This window comes from Amycolatopsis sp. NPDC051106, assembly GCF_040682775.1.
GTDB lineage: Bacteria > Actinomycetota > Actinomycetes > Mycobacteriales > Pseudonocardiaceae > Amycolatopsis.
In genome coordinates this window covers 15,998-33,879 of record NZ_JBFBBQ010000015.1, presented here as the reverse complement: position 1 = coordinate 33,879, position 17,882 = coordinate 15,998, and the positions used below count along the sequence as shown (strand labels likewise).

The following is a 17,882-nucleotide window of genomic DNA, read 5'->3' as shown; positions in this document are numbered from 1 at the left end:
CGCAGATGCCCGAGAAGATCGACTACGACGCCAAGATCCCCAACAACGTCAACCTCTCCGAAGACCGGCGGCTGCAGCGCGCGCTGGAGGGCTGGCAGCCGAAGTTCATGCACTGGTGGGGCGAGATGGGCCCGACGCTGGAGACCCAGGGCGTCTACCTGCGCACCGCCGTGAGCGTCGGCCGGGAGGGGTGGGCGCACTTCGACCACGTCAACGTCCCGGACTACCGGTGGGGGATCTTCCTCGCCGAGCGCGACCCGGACCGGCGGATCGCCTTCGGGGAGCACAAGGGCGAGGAAGTGTGGCAGCAGGTCCCGGGCGAATACCGCGCCGACCTGCAGCGGCTGATCGTCATCCAGGGCGACACCGAGCCGGCGTCGGTCGAGCAGCAGAAGCTCCTCGGGCTCACTGCGCCGAGCCTCTACGACCTGCGGAACCTGTTCCAGGTCAACGTCGAAGAGGGCCGGCACCTGTGGGCGATGGTGTACCTGCTGCACGCGTACTTCGGCCGCGAAGGCCGTGACGAGGCCGAAGGGCTCCTGCTGCGCAACTCGGGCAGCCCCGACGCGCCCCGCATCCTCGGCGCGTTCAACGAGGAGACCGCCGACTGGCTGGCCTTCTACATGTTCACCTACTTCACCGACCGCGACGGGAAGTACCAGCTTGGCACGCTCAAGGAGAGCTCCTTCGACCCGCTCTCGCGCACCTGCGAGTTCATGCTGAAGGAGGAGGCGCACCACATGATGGTCGGCACCACCGGCGTCGACCGCGTGGTGACCCGCAGCGCCGAGCTGATCCGCGAGCACGACACGCACGACATCGGTCCGCACGGCGGCATCCCGCTGACCCTGATCCAGAAGTACATCAACTTCCACTACACCGTCTCACTCGACCTGTTCGGCAGCGAGACCTCGACGAACGCGGCGAACTACTACACCGCCGGGCTCAAGGGCCGCTGGCAGGAGACCCGCCGCCGGGACGACCACAAGCTCACCGACGACGCCCGCACGCTGGAGAAACCGGCCGCCGACGGCACCTGGACGTCGGAGGAGATGCAGGCGATCCTGCTGCTGAACCTCGACCTCCGCAGCGAGTACGTGACCGACTGCCAGACCGGCGTGAAGCGCTGGAACAAGATCCTCGCCGACGCCGGGATCGACTTCACGTTCCGCCTGCCGCACCCTGGCTTCAACCGCGAAGTCGGCATAAACTCCGGCCACCACGTCACTCCCGACGGCACCATCGTCGACGAGGCGACCTGGCAGGCGGGCAAGAGCAAGTGGCTGCCCACCACCGAGGACCTGACGTTCGTCCGCTCGCTGATGCACCCGGTCTACGAGCGGGGGAAGATCGCGAGCTGGGTGGCGCCGCCGCGGCAGGGCATCAACGGGAAGCCCTTCGACTACGAGTACGTCCACCTCACGTAGGAGGTCCGGTGCCGACAGGGTTCAACGCCGCGGAGTACCTGCTTTCGGCCGGGCACCCGGACGCGACCGCGGTCGTGTCGCCCCGCCGCACGCTCACCTACGCCGAGCTGGCGGCCGAGGCGCGCCGGGTCGCGGGCGGGCTCGTGGAGCTCGGCGTGCGGCCCGAAGAGCGCGTCATGTTCTGCATGGTCGACGACGTCGAGCTGCTCACCGGCATCCTCGGCGCGATGCTGGCCGGCGCGGTCGCCGTGCCGGTGTCGACGATGGTCACCGGGCTCGAGCTGGGCAAGATGCTGGCCGACTCGCGGGCACGCCTGCTGTGCGTGTCCGGCGAGTTCGCCGAGCAGGCGGTGATCGCGCTCGGCTTCGCCCCCGAGGTCACCGACGTCCTGCTCGACCGGTCGGACGCGGCCGGCTTCGGGGTCCGGACGCACGAGTGGTCGTCACTGGGCGGGACGTTCCGAAGTGGACAGACGTGGGAGGACTCGCCCGCGCTGTGGCTGTACACGTCCGGGACGACGGGACAGCCGAAGGGCGCGATGCACCGGCACGCGAGCATCCGCGCGGTGTGCGAGACGTACGCGCGCGGCGTGCTGGCGACCACCTCGGCCGACCGTTTCCTGTCGGTCCCGAAGCTCTTCTTCGCCTACGGCCTGGGCAATTCGTGCTTCTTCCCGCTCGGGGCGGGCGGGACGACGCTGCTCGAACCCGCACGTCCGACGCCGGCGCTGTTCGCCAGACGGGCTCGTGAAGAGAAGCCTTCGCTCTTCTTCGCCGTCCCGACGTTCTACGCGGCGCTGCTCGCGAGCGACGTCCCGGACGACTCGTTCGCTTCGGTGCGGCACGCGGTTTCGGCCGGGGAGCCGCTGCCGGCGTCGCTGTTCGAACGGTTCCGCGCCCGCTTCGGCCTGGAGATCCTCGACGGCATCGGGTCCACCGAGGCGCTGCACATCTTCCTGTCGAACCAGCCCGGCGCGGTGCGGCCGGGCACCACCGGCGTCGCGGTGCCGGGCTACTCCGTCCAAATTCGCGACGAGGCGGGCGCGGTGATCGACGCTGCCGGCCGGCCGGGCGAGCTGTTCGTGGCCGGGCCGTCGACGGCGACCGGCTACTGGGCCCGGTACGACGCGACGAAGCTCGTCTTCCAGGGCGAGTGGCTGCGGACCGGCGACAGTTACGTCCGCAACGAGGACGGCACGTATTCCTGCCTCGGCCGCTTCGGGGACATGCTGAAAGCGGGCGGGATCTGGGTGTCACCGTCCGAAGTGGAGGAACGGCTGCGCCGGCACCCGGCGGTGGCGGAGGTGGCGGTGGTCGCCGCACCGGACGCCGACGGCCTCGACAAGCCGGTGGCGTGCGTGGTGGCCGCGCCCGGGTTCGCGGTGGACCCGGACGAGCTGATCGAGTTCTGCCGCGAGGGCCTCGCGTCGTTCAAACGTCCGCGAGGAGTGGTCGAACTGGCGGAACTGCCGAAGACGGCGACGGGCAAGATCCGCCGGAACGTGATCCGCGAGCAGGTCCGGGACGTCCTGCGGGTGGTGCCCAGCACGTGATCGACGGCTACTTCGTCGTGGACGCGCACGTCCACACACCTCGCCTGCCCACGCTCAAACCCGCCTGGACGCAGTGGGCGCACGACTTCGCGGGGTCGTACCCGTGGCGTTCGGTGTACTCCTCTTCGGGGGAGGTGATCCCGTCGGCGATGGACGAGCTGATGGAGTCCGAGGGCGTCGACCGCGTGCTGCTGTTCTGCGAATACAGCCCACGGGCGACGGGGATCCAGCCGATCGAAGACAACTTGCCTTTGGTTTCTCACAACCCCACGCGGTTCCGGCTGGTGGCGAACGTCAATCCTCACCTGCACCACCCGGCGGCTTCCGAAGTCGCGCGGCAGCTGGACCTGGGTGCGGTGGCGCTGAAGATCCACCCGGTGCACGGCGCGTTTTCGCCGGCGGACAAGGAGCTGTACCCGGTCTACGCATTGTGTGCCGAGCGTGGGGTGCCGGTGATCCTCCACTCGGGAACGTCGAGCTTCCCGGGGTCTCGCACGAGTTTCGGGAATCCCGAGCTGATGTCCGATGTGATCGAGGACTTTCCTTCACTGCAGTTCGTCTTCGCCCACGGTGGTCGCGGGTGGTGGTACGACGTGGCGGCTTTCCTCGCGCTGGCGCGGGACAACGTGTGGCTGGATCTCGCCGGGCTTCCTCCCAAGAAGCTGCCGGAGTACTACCAGCGCTTCGATCTGGCTCGACTGGCGGGGAAGTTCGTGTTCGGGACGGACTGGCCCGGAGTGCCTTCGGTCGCCAAGAACGTGCGGACGCTGGCCTCGCTCGGCCTGCCCGACGACGTCTTGACCGGCGTCCTCGGGGGCAACGCGATCAAGCTGATGCCGGGCCTAGCCTAGGACCTGGTGCAGGCAAAGCACATTGCCTTCGGAGTCGGTGAACCAAGCCGCCCGCTCGTTGCCCAGCTCGGCGATGTGGTCGACGGTCTTCAGACCCTCCACGTCGAAGTCCTGGAACCTCACCCCGTGGCTTTCGAGGGTCGAGATCTCCCTGGGGAGGTCCGAGACCTCGAAGGTCAACGCCGTGTTTTCGCTCTGCGCGCCGGCCGGCATAGTGCGGAGCCCGATGGCCCCCGCGCCTGCCGCGAAGTACAGCGTTCCGTCTTCGCCCTTCCCCGTCCGCTTCAGGCCCAGGGAGTCCGCGTAGAAGTGGCCAGCGCGTTCGCTGTCGGTCACCGGGAGCATGGTCGTGATGGTCGATTCGGTCAGCATGACTCCCATGGTGCGCCCCGGCGCGCACCGCTGTGACCTCGACTTTTTCAACCTCAGGCGTTGAACGCGCGCAGTGTCCGCATGGCTTCCGCGAGTGCCGATGCGTCGTCGCCCAGTGGAGTCAAAACGATGCGCCGCAGGATCTCCGCCGCCGCCGTCCGGGCCTTCTCCGCCATCTCCAGCCCGTGGTCGGTCAGCGCCGCGAACGTGACGCGGCGGTCGTCCGGGCTCGGGACGCGGCAGATCAGGTCCGCCGCCACCAGGCGGTCGGCCACCTTCGTGAAGCCGCCGCTGGAGAGGGCCGCCTCCGTGGCCAGCTTGGTCATCGGCATCCGGTGGTCGGGCGAGCGGACCAGCCGCAGCAGGATGTCGAACGACGCGGGCGCGAGCCCGAGACGGTCGGCGATCTCGCCCATCAGCTTGTCCTGCGTGGCCAGGTAGCCCTCGATGACCAGGCCCCACCACGTGACGATCTCGTCGTCGTCGGTCTTCGGATCCACCCGATCAGCCTACCGGAAAGTCTGTACGGAATATATCTTGCTCGCGAGAGGTTCTGTGGTTACCTTGAATCCAGGAGGAAACCATGGCGATCAAGACGTCCGGCCTGCACCACGTCACCGCGATCGGCGGCGACCCGCAGCGCAACGCCGACTTCTACCTGCGGACCCTGGGCCTGCGGCTGGTGAAGACCACCGTGAACTTCGACGACCCGGGCACCTACCACCTCTACTACGGCGACAGCGCCGGCAAGCCGGGCTCGCTGATGACCTTCTTCCCCTGGCCCGACGCGCCGAGCGGCCGCCACGGCACCGGCCAGGCGACGACCACGTCGTTCTCCGTCCCCGAAGCCTCCATCGGCTGGTGGAAGCAGCACCTGGCCGCGCAGAAGATCGAGACCGGCGAAGTCCGCAACGCCGACGACGAGGACACGCTGACCTTCCGTGACCCCGACGGCTTGAAGCTCGCCCTCGTCGCACACGCGCAGGGCGACCCGCGCGACCCGTGGGACACCGAGCTCGTCCCGGCCGAGCACGCGATCCGCGGCCTGCACTCCGTGACGCTCTCGGTGACCAAGGAGGACGCGACCGCCGGCATGCTCACCGACGGCCTGGGCCTCAGCTTCGCCACCCAGGAAGGCAACCGCCTGCGGTTCGCCGCCGGTGAAGGCGGGCCGGGCGCGCTCGTCGACGTCCTCGTGACGCCGGACGCGCCGCGCGGGCTGGTCGCCGCCGGCACCGTGCACCACGTCGCCTGGCGCGCGCCCGACGAGCCGACCCAGAAGGCCTGGCGCGAGGAGCTCGTCGACCAGGGCGTGCACGTCACGTCCATCCTGGACCGCCAGTACTTCCGCTCGATCTACTTCCGCGAGCCGGGTGGCACGCTCCTGGAGGTCGCGACCGACGAGCCCGGGTTCGCCATCGACGAGCCGCTGCTGGAGCTGGGCCGCGCGCTCAAGCTGCCGCCGTGGCTGGAGCCGCGCCGCGAAGAGATCCAGCACATGCTGCCCCAGCTGAACCTCCCCGCCGAGAACAACCCGGAGCTGTCATGACGCTCGAGCACAAGTACGTCGAGGGCTCGCCGGACGCGCCGCTGCTGCTCCTGCTGCACGGCACCGGCGGCAGCCCCGACGACCTGCTCGGCCTGGCGCGCGAGCTGAGCCCGGACTCCGCGGTGCTGGCCCCGGCCGGCCCGGTGACCGAGTACGGCGCCGCGCGCTGGTTCCGGCGGCTCGCCGAGGGCGTGTTCGACCACGAAGACGTCGTGAAGCGCGCGCACCAGCTCGCGGACTTCGTCGTCGAGGCGCGGGAGAAGTACGGGCTGGGCGACCGGCGGCTGGTCGCCGTCGGCTTCTCGAACGGCGCCAACATCGCGGCCGCGGTGACGCTGCTGCGGCCGGAGGTAGTGCGCGAAGCCGCGCTGTTCGCGGCGATGTCGCCGGTCCCGGCACCGCCTGACCTGGACTTGTCGGCTTCCCGCGTCTTCCTGGCCAACGGCGAACGCGACCCGATGGCGCCCCTGGCGTCCACCGAGGAATTGATCGGGCTGCTGCGCGAGCGCGGTGCCGACGTCGTCACGCAGCGCCACCCCGGCGGGCACCAGATCACGGCGGACGGCGTCCGCGCGGCCACGAAGTGGATCATGGCCTGACGTTTGTACGGACCGTATATCGGCGCGGCCTACGATCGGGTGATGACTAACGAGGCACTACAGCGTGCTACGAAACTGCTGGACGGCGTCATCCTCGCCGACGGGCACAACGACCTGCCGTGGGAGCTGCGGGAGCACGGCGGTCCGAACCCGGTCGAGGCGGTCGCGTCGCTCGACCTGACCGTCCGGCAGCCGGCGCTGCACACCGACTTCCCGAAGCTCGCCGACGGGAAGCTCGGGATGCAGTTCTGGTCGGTGTACGTGCCCTGCGAGTTCGAAGGCCACAGTGCCGTCACCGCCGTCCTCGAGCAGATCGAGGTCGTCCACCAGCTGGCCGAGCGCTACCCCGACCGGCTCCGGCTGGTCGACACCGCGGACGAGGCCGAGGCCGCGTACGCCGACGGCCGGATCGCCTCGCTGCTGGGTGCCGAAGGCGGGCACAGCATCGCCGAGTCGCTGGGCGTGCTGCGGATCCTGCGCCGCCTCGGCGTCCGCTACATGACGCTGACGCACAACTTCAACACCACCTGGGCCGACTCGGGCACCGACGAGCCGGCCCACGGCGGCCTCACCGAGTTCGGCCGCGACGTCGTGCGCGAGATGAACAAGATCGGCATGATGGTCGACCTTTCGCACGTCGCGCCGTCGACGATGCGGGCGGCGATCGAGGTCAGCTCGGCGCCGGTGATCTTCAGCCACTCCTCCTGTCGCGCGGTGAACGACCACCCGCGCAACATCCCGGACGACGTCCTGGCGCTGCTGCCCGGCAACGGCGGCGTCGCGATGACCACGTTCGTGCCGGCGTTCATCTCGCCGAAGGTCACCGCGTGGGACCACGAGCTGAAGGCCGCGATGGAGGCCGCCGGGCAGGAGTACCGCAACCTGGCCCAGCGCGGGGAGTTCGTGAAGCAGTGGGACGGCCCGGTCAAGCCGAAGGCGACCGTCGACGACGTCGTCGCGCACGTCGAGCACGCCCGCGAGGTCGCCGGGATCGACCACATCGGCCTCGGTGGCGACTACGACGGCGTCGGCACGCTGCCGGAGGGACTGGAGGACACGTCCAAGTACCCGGTGCTGTTCGCGGCGCTGCTCGAGCGCGGGTGGAGCGACGAAGACTGCGCGAAGCTCGCCGGGAAGAACACGCTCCGCGTGCTGCGCGAGGTCGACGGCTTCGCCCGTTAGGGGGTTTGACAGAGCGCTCCCCGCGTGCCGGACGGACACTGGGTACATGACGCACGCGCGCGGGGACGCGGCCGGCCGCCCCACCGGCCCGACCAACCACGACCTGCCCGGGAACGAGGTGCCCGAGGGTGCCCTCGAACCCGCCGAACTGCGTGCCGGTGACGTCCGGCCCGGCGCCGAGGAGGTCACGCCGGTACGTCCGGCGCCGGCCAGGCCCGGCGCGGCCACGAAGAAGCGGACGCGGCCGACGCGGATCAGCGGCACGTGGGTCGCGGTCATCGCCGGCCTGGTCGTGCTGGTGGTGCTGCTGGTCTTCATCCTGCAGAACCTCGACCCGGCGACGGTGCACTTCTTCGGCGCCGAAGGCAGCCTGCCGCTGGCCATCGCGATGCTGTTCTCGGCCATCGGCGGCGCGGTGCTGGTCGCGCTGATCGGCGGCGCCCGCATCCTGCAACTGCGCAAGCAAGCCCGCCGCCCCCGCTGAAGCGCCACTTTCCCCGAGAAAGTGACGCTCTGAAGGTCCCAAGGCGTCACTTTCCCTAGGAAAGATGCGTCCGAAGGCCCCCTGGACGCATCTTTCCTAGGGAAAGTGATCCGGAGGTCCCTCCTCCGGTGTACTTTCACGTGAAAGTGCGCTCCGGGGTCAGGCGATGATCGAGGTCATGCCGAGCATGACCTCGCAAACGTTTTCGTCGCCTGAAGTCTTGACGCGGCTTAGGTCGGGGGTGCTGCGGGTGCAGAGCCGCCAGAACGTGTCCAGGTCCGTCGTCACCGCGGCCAGCGGTGTGCGGGACGGCGGTGCGCCCCGGTCCAGGGCCCAGCCGTCGCGCTCGCGGCGGGCGTGCCACTTGCCGGCGCCGGTGACCGTGTACCCCACCTGCTTGCCGACGCGCGCCTCGACGTCGCGCAGCGTGTGCGGCAGCGCGCGGACGAACGTGTCGGCGATCGGCTCGGCGTACTCGGCCTCCAGCGGCGTGTGTTCGAGCGCTTCGCGGATCTGCACGTGGTGGACCCAGAACTCCGAATAGTCGCGGGCCGCGTCGAGCCAGCGCGGCGCCGGCTCGTCGCCCGCCCACGTCACGGGCTCGCCATCGGCGTCCAGGTCCAGCTTCGCCCAGTACTCGGTGGTCTGGCCCATGAACTCGTACATCATCGTGAGCAGGACGTCGGTCGAGAGCCGGCGGCAGGCGACGACCCACTCTTCGTTGATCCGGTCGATGAAGCGGGGGAAGGACTCCCCCGGGCGGGGGGCTTCGGAGGCGTGCCCGTCGCGGCTCCGGGACAGCCGGCCGACCTTGCCGCCCAGCAGGTGAGCGGCCAGGTCCTTCACCGTCCAGCCCGCGCACCCCGTCGGGCGCTGCCAATCCTCCTCGGTCAGCGCGCCGAGCAGCGTCATCAGCGCCTGCTCCTCTTTCGAGAAGTACGGGAGGACGTCGATCGGCGGGCCCCAGCGCGTCGGACTCATGCCTGCATCCAACACGCACATCACACCACCGTTCGGCCTACCCGCAGGTAGCATCACCGCGTAAGCAGAGGGGAGCCGACCCGTGAACGCAGAGCGACCGAACGGCCGGGGCACCGGTGACGAGGTGGCCGATCTGGCGCGGCGTGCCGGGCAGCTGGCGGGCTGGGCCGCGCGCACCGGGTTCGCGCTCGGCCGCAAGCTCCCCGGCGTCGAGACGGCCGAACGCACGGTGCGGCAGGTGGAACACCAGCTGCTGGCCGAACTGCGCCGTCGCCTCGACGAGGTCGACGACCCCTACCACGCGGCGCTCACGGCGGCGTCCGCGATGAACCGCCCGGCGGTGCCCGGGAAGGTCGAAGCGACCGTGACGCTCGTGCCGGCGCGCGACAACCACACCGAACCGCTGCGCGCCGCGATGGCCGAGCTGCTCAACCACTCCATCGGCTTCGGCCGTGACCGGGCCCGCGAGTACTTCTACGCGATCATCCTGCGCCAGCTGACCCCGGACGAGGCCCGCATCCTGTCCGCGCTGTCGGACGGCTCGCCGTTCCCCGTGGTCGACGTCGTCGAGCGCACCGGCCTCGGCAGCAGCGGGCGCGTCGCGCTGCGCAACGCGTCGACGGTCGGCAAGGCGGCCGGGGTGTCCCTGCCGGACCAGGTGCCCGGGTACGTCACGCGGCTGATCGGGCTGGGCCTGGTCGATCTCGACGAAGAGGTGCCGTCGCTGGAGACGCAGTACGAGATCCTGTTGACCGACGAAACCGTGCGCGACGCGGAGAAGCACGTCAAACGCGCGAAGTACGTCCGGCGGACGATCCACATTTCGCGCCTGGGCGCTCAGTTCTGGCACGCCTGCGACCCTTCTGCCGATCCACGCAGCTTCGGCTGACCCGGATGGGGTCGTTCCTCGCCGGCATCGTCGCCGACTTCGCGCAGCACTGGCCCCTCTACGTCTCGATCCCGGTCGTCGCTGCGCTGATCGGCTACGGCACCAAGCTCGTCGCGATCCGGATGATGTTCCAGCCGGTGGAGTTCATCGGCGTCAAGCCGTTCTTCGGCTGGCAGGGCATCGTCCCCAAGCGCGCGGCGCGGATGGCGAGCATCGCCTGCGACACGATGACCGAGCAGCTGATCAAGCCGGCCGAGGTCGTCGCGCGGCTGGACGCCTCCCGGATCGCGAAGGAGATCGAAAAACCGCTGCTCGCGGGGGTCGAGGACATCGTGCGCGAGGTCGCGGGGCACTACCAGCCGGGGCTGTGGGAGTCGCTGCCGGTGCGGGTCCAGCGGCTGGTGATCGAGCGCGTCCAGCACGAGTCGCCGCGGATGGTCGCGGCCGTGCTCGACCTGATCAAGTCCGATGTGGACAGTGTGTTCGACCTCAAGGGCATGGTGGTCACCAGCCTGGTCAAGGACAAGCGCCTGCTGAACCGCATCTTCCAGGAGGCGGGCGCGAAGGAGTTCAAGTTCATCGCCCGCTCGGGTCTGGTGTTCGGCGGCGCGATCGGCGTGATCCAGATGGTGGCCTGGGTGCTGTTCAAGTTCCCGCTGATCATGCCGCTGTTCGGCCTGTTCACCGGCTGGTTCACCGACTGGCTGGCGCTGCGGATGATCTTCTTCCCGATCGAGCCGCGCAAGTACTTCGGGGTCACGTGGCAGGGGCTGTTCCTCAAGCGGCGCGCGGAGGTCGCGGAGGCGTACGGGGCGCTGATCGCGCAGGAGATCATCACGCCGCACAACGTCATCGAGGCGATCCTGCACGGGCCGCTGTCCGACCGGGTCCTGGCGTTGATCCAGCGCCAGCTCGACCGGGAACTCGGGAGCGTCGCGAAGCCGCTGCTGGTGTTCGCGGTCGGCAGCCGGAAGTACCAGGACGTCAAGCTGGCGATCGCGGAGCAGATCATGTCCCGGCTGCCGGAGACGATGCGCTACATCGAGGACTACGCGACGGACGCGATGGACATCCGCAACGTGCTGGTGTCGAAGATGAAGGAGCTGTCCCCGCACGAGTTCGAGCGGCTGCTCCGGCCGGCTTTCGAGCAGGACGAGTGGATCCTGATCGCCACGGGCGCGGTGCTGGGCTTCGCGGTCGGTGAAGGTCAGGTCCTCCTCCTGGAGCACCTGGCGGCCTGAGCCCGGCCGGGCGAGGAAGTCCACCCGAACGGCCGTACACCCGGACGTATCCCCGCGCTCACCTTGCGCCTCTACTCTGCGTCAGGACGACGACGGGCGGGGGAGCCCCATGCCTCAACCAGCCGAACCGTGGCAGCAGGAGATCCGCCTGGCGATGACGATGGTGGGTGGCGCCAGCCTCGCCATCTGGATGGGCGGGGTCGCCACCGAGACGTCGCAGCTGCTGCGCGAGTCCAGAGGTGACGCCGAGCCCGGGCTCTACCGCAAGCTGCTCGACCTCCTGCGCGCGACGGTGTCGATCGACGTCCTCACCGGGACCAGCGCCGGCGGGGTCAACGCCGCCTGCCTCGGCCTGGCCGAGGCCTTCGGCTCCACGCCGCAGATGCTGCGGGACACCTGGATCGAGGTCGGCTCGCTGGAGAACCTCGTCCGCGACCCGGACGAAGCGCAGCCGCGGTCGATCCTCGACGGCGATCGCGTGCTGCTCGCCGACTTCGAACGGGCGCTGCACCGGATCACCGACGCCGGCTCCGCGCCCGCCGAGCCACCGGACGTCACCGTGCTGCTCACCGGCACCATGATCGACGGCGAGACCACCCGGTTCGACGACGCGCTCGGGAACCTCGTGCGGGACACCGAACATCGGATGCTCTTCCGCTTCGATGGTCCACTGTGGACGCAAGGCGTGCAGGGCCCGCTGGCGCTGGCCGCGCGCTCCACGGCGTCGTTCCCGGGCGCCTTCGAGCTGTCGCGGATGCCGATCGGCGACGCCGCCGCCGACGAGCTGCACCCCGACATGACCGCCTACACCGACCTGACCCGCTCGCACTGGCTGACCGACGGCGGGGTGCTGCTCAACAAGCCGCTGCGGCCGGCGCTGCGGGAGATCTTCGAACGCCCCTCGCACGCCGATGTCCGGCGGCTGCTGCTCTACGTCGTGCCGACCGGTGAGCGGGAGGCGACCGAAGTCCCTTGCGACGCCGCGAACCCGCCGTTGCTGTCGAACGCGATGAGCAAGGTCGTCGCGACGGTGATGAGCCAGTCGATCAGCGCCGAGCTGGAGGACCTGACCCGGCACAACGACGCCGTCGTCCGGACCCGTGACACCCGCGTCTCGCTGGCGGCGCTGGGCCTGCGCGGCGGTCCGGAGTGCCTGATCGACCAGGGGATCGCCACGTCCTACCTGGAGCGGCGGACGGCCGAGGACGCGGCCGAGCTGGTCGGCGTCGCCACCCGCCGGTACGCACTGTCCGGTGTGGACACCGAGGACCGGGAGTGGGCCTCGGGAATGTCGCAGCAGCTGCGCGCGGTCGCCGTGGCCGGGCTGAGCAGCGGCATCCCGCCCGAGCCGCCGTCGGCGAGCATGACCGTGGCGGACCTCGTCGCGTACCGCACGAGCGCGCTCGACGACGCCGTGGCGACCGGGCTGCAGCTGATCAACGCCGGGTTCCGGCTGGGCCCCGATCCCGCGCAGGCGAAGGAGCTCAACAACGCGCGAGCGGGGCTGCACGCGGCGCGGAAGAAGTCCGCGCGGGGCACGCGGCTCGCGCAGTGGGTCGCCGGGCACGACGAACCCGGCGCGAGCAGCACCCTCGAAACCTGGATCCGCGAGCTCGCCGAGGAGTGGGCCGGGCTCGGCCGCTCGGACGTCGTCGCGCAGGCCTGGCCGATGGTCGTGACGGCGCTGCGGGCGGCGGCGCCCACGTTGCGGACCCTGAGCGACGAGTCCCCCGGGACGGTCAAGACACTGCTCGACTGGCTGGCGCTACCCGACGGCGGTGACGACGTCGTCCAAGCGCGGCTGCTCGGCCTGCACGTCGCGACGCGGGGGCTGCTCGCGCAGGCGCCGTCGGTCGACCAGCGGGTCGAGCTCGTGCAGGTCAGCGCCGATTCGCGGACGTTGCTGGACCTGAAGCGCCGCCGGTCGGGAGACAAGCTGACCGGGATGCAGGCCGACTACTTCGGCGCGTTCTACAAGTCGTCGTGGCGGGCCAGCGACTGGATGTGGGGCCGGGTCGACGGCGCCGGCTGGCTGGTGCAGTGCCTGCTCGACCCGCGGCGGCTGGAGACCCTGCGCGACCTCGTCGGGGCGGACGCCTTCCGCGACGAGCTGGTCGCCGCGCTGAAGCCGCTCTGGCGAGGGCCCGGTCGCGACGACAACGCCGAGCCCGCCGAGGTGGCGGAGCTGACCGGCCAGCTCGACGCCGAACTCGCGTTCCTCGGGCTGGACTCGGCGCTGAACGCCGTGGACTTCACCACCGGGCGGCCGGTCAGCATGCCGGTGACGGCGATGGTGCTGGCCCGCGGCCGCCAGGCGGAGATCGCCGCGGAGGAGCTGCCGGTCGTCGCGAAGCAGGCGGCCGCCGACGTGAAGGTGAGCGGCTGCAGCGGCGCGGCGTCGGCCGGGTTCCGCGCGCGGGCCGCGCAGCCGATCGCCGACGCGGCCGCCGCCCAGCGCGTGTTCCAGGCGTGCCGGGTGTCGGCGGAGAAGCTCGCGGGCGAGCAGGGCACGGCCCAGCTCACGCGGACGCTGGTGAAGCTCGGCGCCGCGACGGTCAACGCGGGGACGGTGGCGTTCCGCCTGCCCGGCGGCTGGCCGAAGACGGTCGCGGGCATCCTGCGGACGGTCGCGCGCAGCACGGCGAAGGTCACCCGGAGCGCGTCCAAGCTGGGGACGCCGGGTTCGCTGGCCGCAGGTGTGCTGGCGCTGCTGGCGGGCCTGGTGATCGGCGACAGCGGCGGCGTGATCCTGCAGTGGATCGGCCTCCCGGTGCTGGCGGGCGCGGTCATCTACCTCGCGACGGCGCTGCTGACGATGGGCCGTTCCGCGCGCCGGCTGTTCGCGGTCCTGGGGGTGCTGGTCGTGGCGGCGCTGCTGCTGGCCGCGTTCCTGCCGCCGATCGCGCGGCCGTTCTTCGGCTGGCTGGGGAACGTGGTGGCGGGCTGGCGGCGCGGCGAGGGCGCTGTGTGGTGGCTCGTGGTGTCCGGGCTGCTGATCCTGCCGGCGGTGGTGATGCCGGTGAGCGGGATCCGGCGCCGGCTCCGGAGCCGGCGCCGCGCCTGACCGGACGAATCCACGGTCCGCGGGCCGCTGGGAGAGAAGCGTCCGGTGGCGGGCGCCGCTCGTGCGGAATCGTGCGGAACACGGCCCGTCGCCTTGCGATCACGGCTCCGAAGGTTCATGGTTCGGGAAGGTCGTGAACCACGGGTGCGCGACCGGGACAGGCCGATGCCCTGCGCACGTCCGCATCAAACATGTTTGTGGGACTGCTCACCGGGTACTCCGCGTCGCCCCAGGTCATTGCGGGGGTCGTGAGCTGCGTCGCTGGCAGGTCGAAAATTCTCTGTTACGTTTCCTGAGTATGTCCGTAACGCACTTGATCGAATCGCCGACCAAGGCGGACGGCGCGCAGCTGTGGCGAATCGCGCGCGATTCCGCCAAGCTCGATCTCAACTCGCCGTACGCATACATGCTGTGGTGCCGCGATTTCGCCGAGACATCGGTGGTCGCGCGCGAGGACGGCAAGGCGGTCGGGTTCGTGACCGGCTACCGCCGGGCGGAAGAACCCGACGTCGGGTTCGTCTGGCAGGTCGCGGTCGACGCGTCGCAGCGGGGAAAGGGCCTGGCCGGCAAGCTGCTGGACGCCCTGTACACGCGGCTCGTCGCCACCGGGGTGCGTTACCTCGAGACCACCATCACCCCGGACAACGAAGCGTCCATCCGGCTGTTCACCTCCTTCGCGAAGCGCTGGGAGGCGTCGGTGGAAACCACGGAGCTGTTCGCCGGCGCGGATTTCCCCGGCGATGGTGAACATCTGCCGGAAGAGCTTTACCGCATCGGTCCGCTCTCAGTACGCAAAGATCCGGGCGAGTAGGAGAAAAGAACCGTCATGAGCATCTTCGAAGAGCTCGAATCCGAGGTCCGCAGCTACAGCCGCGGCTGGCCGGTCGTGTTCGACCGCGCCCAGGGCAGCCACCTCTACGACGAGAGCGGAAAGCCCTATCTGGACTTCTTCGCCGGGGCCGGCGCGCTGAACTACGGGCACAACAACCCGCACCTGAAGCAGGCGCTGATCGACTACATCCAGCGTGACGGCGTCACCCACGCGCTCGACATGTTCACCGTGGCCAAGCGCGACTTCCTGCAGACCTTCCGCGACAAGATCCTCGACCCGCGCGACCTGAACTACAAGGTCGTGTTCCCCGGTCCGGGTGGCGCGAACGCCGTCGAGGCCGCGCTGAAGCTGGCGCGCAAGGTGACCGGCAAGGAATCGGTCATCAACTTCACCAACGCGTTCCACGGCATGACGCTGGGCGCGCTGTCGGTCACCGGCAACTCGATGAAGCGCGGCGGCGCCGGTGTCCCGCTGGTGCACGCCACGCCGATGCCGTACGACGCCTACTTCGACGGCGCCATGCCGGACTTCCTCTACTTCGAGAAGCTCCTCGAAGACTCCGGCAGCGGGCTCAACGAGCCGGCCGCCGTGATCGTCGAAGGCGTGCAGGGCGAGGGCGGCATCAACGCCGCGCGCCTGGAGTGGCTGAAGGGGCTCGACGACCTCTGCAAGCGCCACAACATCCTGCTGATCCTCGACGACGTCCAGATGGGCTGCGGCCGCACCGGGCCGTTCTTCAGCTTCGAGGACGCCGGGATCAAGCCGGACATCGTCTGCCTGTCGAAGTCCATCGGCGGCTACGGCATCCCGATGGCGCTCACGCTGATCAAGCCGGAGCTCGACGTCTGGGAGCCGGGCGAGCACAACGGCACCTTCCGCGGCATCAGCCCCGCGTTCGTCACCGCGACCGAGGCGATCAACGTCTACTGGAGCGACGACGAGCTCGAGAAGTCGACCAAGGCGAAGGGCGAGCGCATCGCCGCCGCGTTCTCGGGCATCGTCGAGGCCTACCCGGACGCGAACCTCGTCGCCAAGGGCCGCGGCCTCGCGCGCGGCCTGGAGTTCGGGGACGGCGAGCTGGCCGGCCGCGTCTGCGCGGAAGCGTTCGCGCGCGGCCTGCTGATGGAGACCTCCGGCCCCGACGGCGAAGTCATGAAGCTGCTGCCGCCGCTGACCCTGACCGACGACGAGCTCACCCAGGGCCTGTCGATCATCGACGAGTCCATCAAGGCCGTCCTGAAGAAGTAAAGGAGTACGACGTGCTCGTCCGCACCCTCGACGAGGTGACCGACACCGACGCCGACATCAAGACCCCGAACTGGCGCAGCAAACGCATCATCCTGGCCAAGGAGGGTGTCGGCTTCTCGGTGCACGAGACCACGCTCTACGCCGGGACGGTCAACGACTTCTGGTACGCCAACCACATCGAGGCGGTGTTCATCACCTCCGGCGAAGGCGAGATCGAAGACCTCGCCACCGGCAAGGTGTACGAGCTCAAGCCCGGCACGCTGTACCTGCTCAACGACCACGACAAGCACCAGGTCCGGCCGAAGACCGAGATCAAGTGCGTGTGCGTGTTCAACCCGCCGGTGACCGGCCGCGAAGTCCACGACGAAAACGGTGTGTATCCGCTGATCACCGAGGAATGAGCACCGGAAAGGAAAACAGGAGGCGAACCCCGTGACGCTGATGGACACCCGGGTCGACGACGGTTACCCGACCCGGATCACCGGTACGCCGGCCCAGCTGCCGCGCGTGCACCCCACCGTGTGGGGTACCGAAGCCGACGGCCCGATCGACGCCGCCACCCTGGCGAACCACGAGACCAAGGGCTACACCGTGGTCGAGAACATGCTCTCCGTCGGGGAGGTCCAGACGTACTGGCAGGAGCTGGTGCGGCTGTCCTCCGACGAGGAGCTGGCCCGGGACGAGCGCGTCATCACCGAGGCGAAGACCGGTGAAGTCCGGTCGATCTTCGACGTCCACGAGATCTCGGACCTGATCGCCGAGCTGGTGCGCGACCCGCGCGTGCTGGACCGGGCCCGGCAGCTGCTCGGCTCCGAGGTGTACATCCACCAGAGCCGCGTCAACTACATGCCCGGGTTCAAGGGCACCGGGTTCTACTGGCACTCGGACTTCGAAACCTGGCACGCGGAGGACGGCATGCCGTCCCCGCGCGCGGTCAGCTGTTCCATCGCGCTCACGGACAACTACCCGTTCAACGGCGGCCTGATGATCATGCCGGGCTCGCACCGGACGTTCGTCCAGTGCGCCGGCGAGACGCCGGACGACAACTACAAGTCGTCGCTCAAGGACCAGCGGGTGGGCGTGCCGAGCGAGGACGACATCACGAAGATGGCGGCCGAGCACGGCATCGACCAGTTCACCGGCCAGGCCGGCTCGGCGCTGTGGTTCGACTCGAACATCATGCACGGCTCCGGCAACAACATCACCCCGTACCCGCGCTCGAACATCTTCCTGGTGTTCAACAGCGTGGAGAACGCGTTGCAGGAGCCGTTCGCGGCGAGCGCCCCGCGGCCCGCGTTCATCGCCGGCCGCGACTCGACACCGATCTCGCGCTGAGCCGGTCTGCCGAGCCGGTGGCCCGGCGGTGACCGGCCCGGTGCGCTTTGTTACCGTGTCGCCACCGCGCGGGCGTGTGGCTCGCGCAACAAACGTCTTCGCTGACGACCGGCGGGTGCTTCGCTCGGGGTGAGCCCACCCGCCCGGTCGCCGGTGGTGACGGACGGGCGGACCGCGCCCCCTGGCGGCCCGGCCGGGAGTTCCACCACGACCCCGTACCAGCGGCTCGGGACCGCCGGTACGGGGTCGTGGCATGTCCGGGGTGACGGATCGCC

The 17,882-nt window shown here is 69.8% G+C and carries 17 protein-coding genes; 14 read left to right on the top strand and 3 right to left on the bottom strand.

Annotated features, from left to right (window positions below):
* Nucleotides 1–5 precede the first annotated feature (5 nt).
* Genes boxB through AB0M83_RS14510 form a run of 3 tightly spaced genes read left to right on the top strand, consistent with a single transcriptional unit; the run spans nt 6 to nt 3,831 of the window.
* Nucleotides 6–1,427, top strand: a complete 1,422-nt coding sequence (gene boxB / locus AB0M83_RS14520; RefSeq protein WP_364517019.1) for a benzoyl-CoA 2,3-epoxidase subunit BoxB — start codon at nt 6–8, stop codon at nt 1,425–1,427.
* Nucleotides 1,428–1,435: 8 nt separating this feature from the next.
* Nucleotides 1,436–2,980, top strand: a complete 1,545-nt coding sequence (locus AB0M83_RS14515; protein WP_364517017.1) for a benzoate-CoA ligase family protein — start codon at nt 1,436–1,438, stop codon at nt 2,978–2,980.
* Nucleotides 2,977–3,831, top strand: a complete 855-nt coding sequence (locus AB0M83_RS14510) for an amidohydrolase family protein (protein ID WP_364517015.1) — start codon at nt 2,977–2,979, stop codon at nt 3,829–3,831. Before AB0M83_RS14515 ends, AB0M83_RS14510 begins: the two co-directional genes overlap by 4 nt.
* Here AB0M83_RS14510 and AB0M83_RS14505 read toward each other — a convergent pair.
* Entirely contained in the window at nt 3,823–4,203 is a 381-nt protein-coding gene (locus AB0M83_RS14505) for a VOC family protein (RefSeq protein WP_364517013.1), read from the bottom strand. The two genes, AB0M83_RS14510 and AB0M83_RS14505, sit on opposite strands and share 9 nt — an antisense overlap.
* A gap of 53 nt (nt 4,204–4,256) precedes the next feature.
* Nucleotides 4,257–4,703: a MarR family transcriptional regulator gene (locus tag AB0M83_RS14500; RefSeq protein WP_364517011.1), complete on the bottom strand. Its 447-nt coding sequence runs from the start codon at nt 4,701–4,703 to the stop codon at nt 4,257–4,259.
* Nucleotides 4,704–4,786: 83 nt separating this feature from the next.
* On the opposite strand from AB0M83_RS14500, the gene AB0M83_RS14495 reads away from it, so the two are divergent.
* Genes AB0M83_RS14495 through AB0M83_RS14480 form a run of 4 tightly spaced genes read left to right on the top strand, consistent with a single transcriptional unit; the run spans nt 4,787 to nt 8,017 of the window.
* Nucleotides 4,787–5,752: a ring-cleaving dioxygenase gene (locus AB0M83_RS14495; protein WP_364517009.1), complete on the top strand. Its 966-nt coding sequence runs from the start codon at nt 4,787–4,789 to the stop codon at nt 5,750–5,752.
* On the top strand, nt 5,749–6,351 hold the full coding sequence (locus tag AB0M83_RS14490) for an alpha/beta hydrolase (protein WP_364517007.1): 603 nt from the start codon (nt 5,749–5,751) through the stop codon (nt 6,349–6,351). Before AB0M83_RS14495 ends, AB0M83_RS14490 begins: the two co-directional genes overlap by 4 nt.
* A gap of 42 nt (nt 6,352–6,393) precedes the next feature.
* Nucleotides 6,394–7,533 carry a dipeptidase gene (locus AB0M83_RS14485; protein WP_364517005.1) on the top strand — a complete coding sequence of 380 codons (1,140 nt, stop codon included), beginning with the start codon at nt 6,394–6,396 and terminating at the stop codon, nt 7,531–7,533.
* A 46-nt stretch (nt 7,534–7,579) separates the two neighbouring features.
* Nucleotides 7,580–8,017: a lipopolysaccharide assembly protein LapA domain-containing protein gene (locus tag AB0M83_RS14480; RefSeq protein ID WP_364517003.1), complete on the top strand. Its 438-nt coding sequence runs from the start codon at nt 7,580–7,582 to the stop codon at nt 8,015–8,017.
* Between the two features lie 159 nt (nt 8,018–8,176).
* On the opposite strand, the gene AB0M83_RS14475 is transcribed toward AB0M83_RS14480, so the two are convergent.
* Nucleotides 8,177–8,998 carry a maleylpyruvate isomerase family mycothiol-dependent enzyme gene (locus AB0M83_RS14475; protein WP_364517001.1) on the bottom strand — a complete coding sequence of 274 codons (822 nt, stop codon included), beginning with the start codon at nt 8,996–8,998 and terminating at the stop codon, nt 8,177–8,179.
* Nucleotides 8,999–9,080: 82 nt separating this feature from the next.
* Between AB0M83_RS14475 and AB0M83_RS14470 the strand changes: the two genes are divergently transcribed.
* The 7 genes from AB0M83_RS14470 (at nt 9,081) to thpD (ending at nt 17,607) form a co-directional block, all read left to right on the top strand.
* The gene (locus AB0M83_RS14470) at nt 9,081–9,887 is read left to right on the top strand and encodes an Abi-alpha family protein (protein ID WP_364517000.1); all 807 of its coding nucleotides are present in this window, start codon (nt 9,081–9,083) and stop codon (nt 9,885–9,887) included.
* Between the two features lie 5 nt (nt 9,888–9,892).
* The gene (locus tag AB0M83_RS14465; RefSeq protein ID WP_364516998.1) at nt 9,893–11,128 is read left to right on the top strand and encodes a DUF445 domain-containing protein; all 1,236 of its coding nucleotides are present in this window, start codon (nt 9,893–9,895) and stop codon (nt 11,126–11,128) included.
* A gap of 109 nt (nt 11,129–11,237) precedes the next feature.
* Complete coding sequence (locus AB0M83_RS14460; protein WP_364516996.1) at nt 11,238–14,192, top strand: patatin-like protein; 2,955 nt, start codon at nt 11,238–11,240, stop codon at nt 14,190–14,192.
* Between the two features lie 298 nt (nt 14,193–14,490).
* Nucleotides 14,491–15,003, top strand: a complete 513-nt coding sequence (gene ectA / locus AB0M83_RS14455; protein ID WP_364516994.1) for a diaminobutyrate acetyltransferase — start codon at nt 14,491–14,493, stop codon at nt 15,001–15,003.
* A gap of 15 nt (nt 15,004–15,018) precedes the next feature.
* The gene (gene ectB / locus AB0M83_RS14450; protein WP_364516992.1) at nt 15,019–16,272 is read left to right on the top strand and encodes a diaminobutyrate--2-oxoglutarate transaminase; all 1,254 of its coding nucleotides are present in this window, start codon (nt 15,019–15,021) and stop codon (nt 16,270–16,272) included.
* Between the two features lie 11 nt (nt 16,273–16,283).
* A complete protein-coding gene (locus AB0M83_RS14445) occupies nt 16,284–16,673 on the top strand; it encodes an ectoine synthase (RefSeq protein ID WP_364516990.1) in 390 nt (129 codons plus the stop codon).
* 31 nt (nt 16,674–16,704) lie between these two features.
* A complete protein-coding gene (gene thpD / locus AB0M83_RS14440) occupies nt 16,705–17,607 on the top strand; it encodes an ectoine hydroxylase (RefSeq protein WP_364516988.1) in 903 nt (300 codons plus the stop codon).
* Nucleotides 17,608–17,882 lie beyond the last annotated feature (275 nt).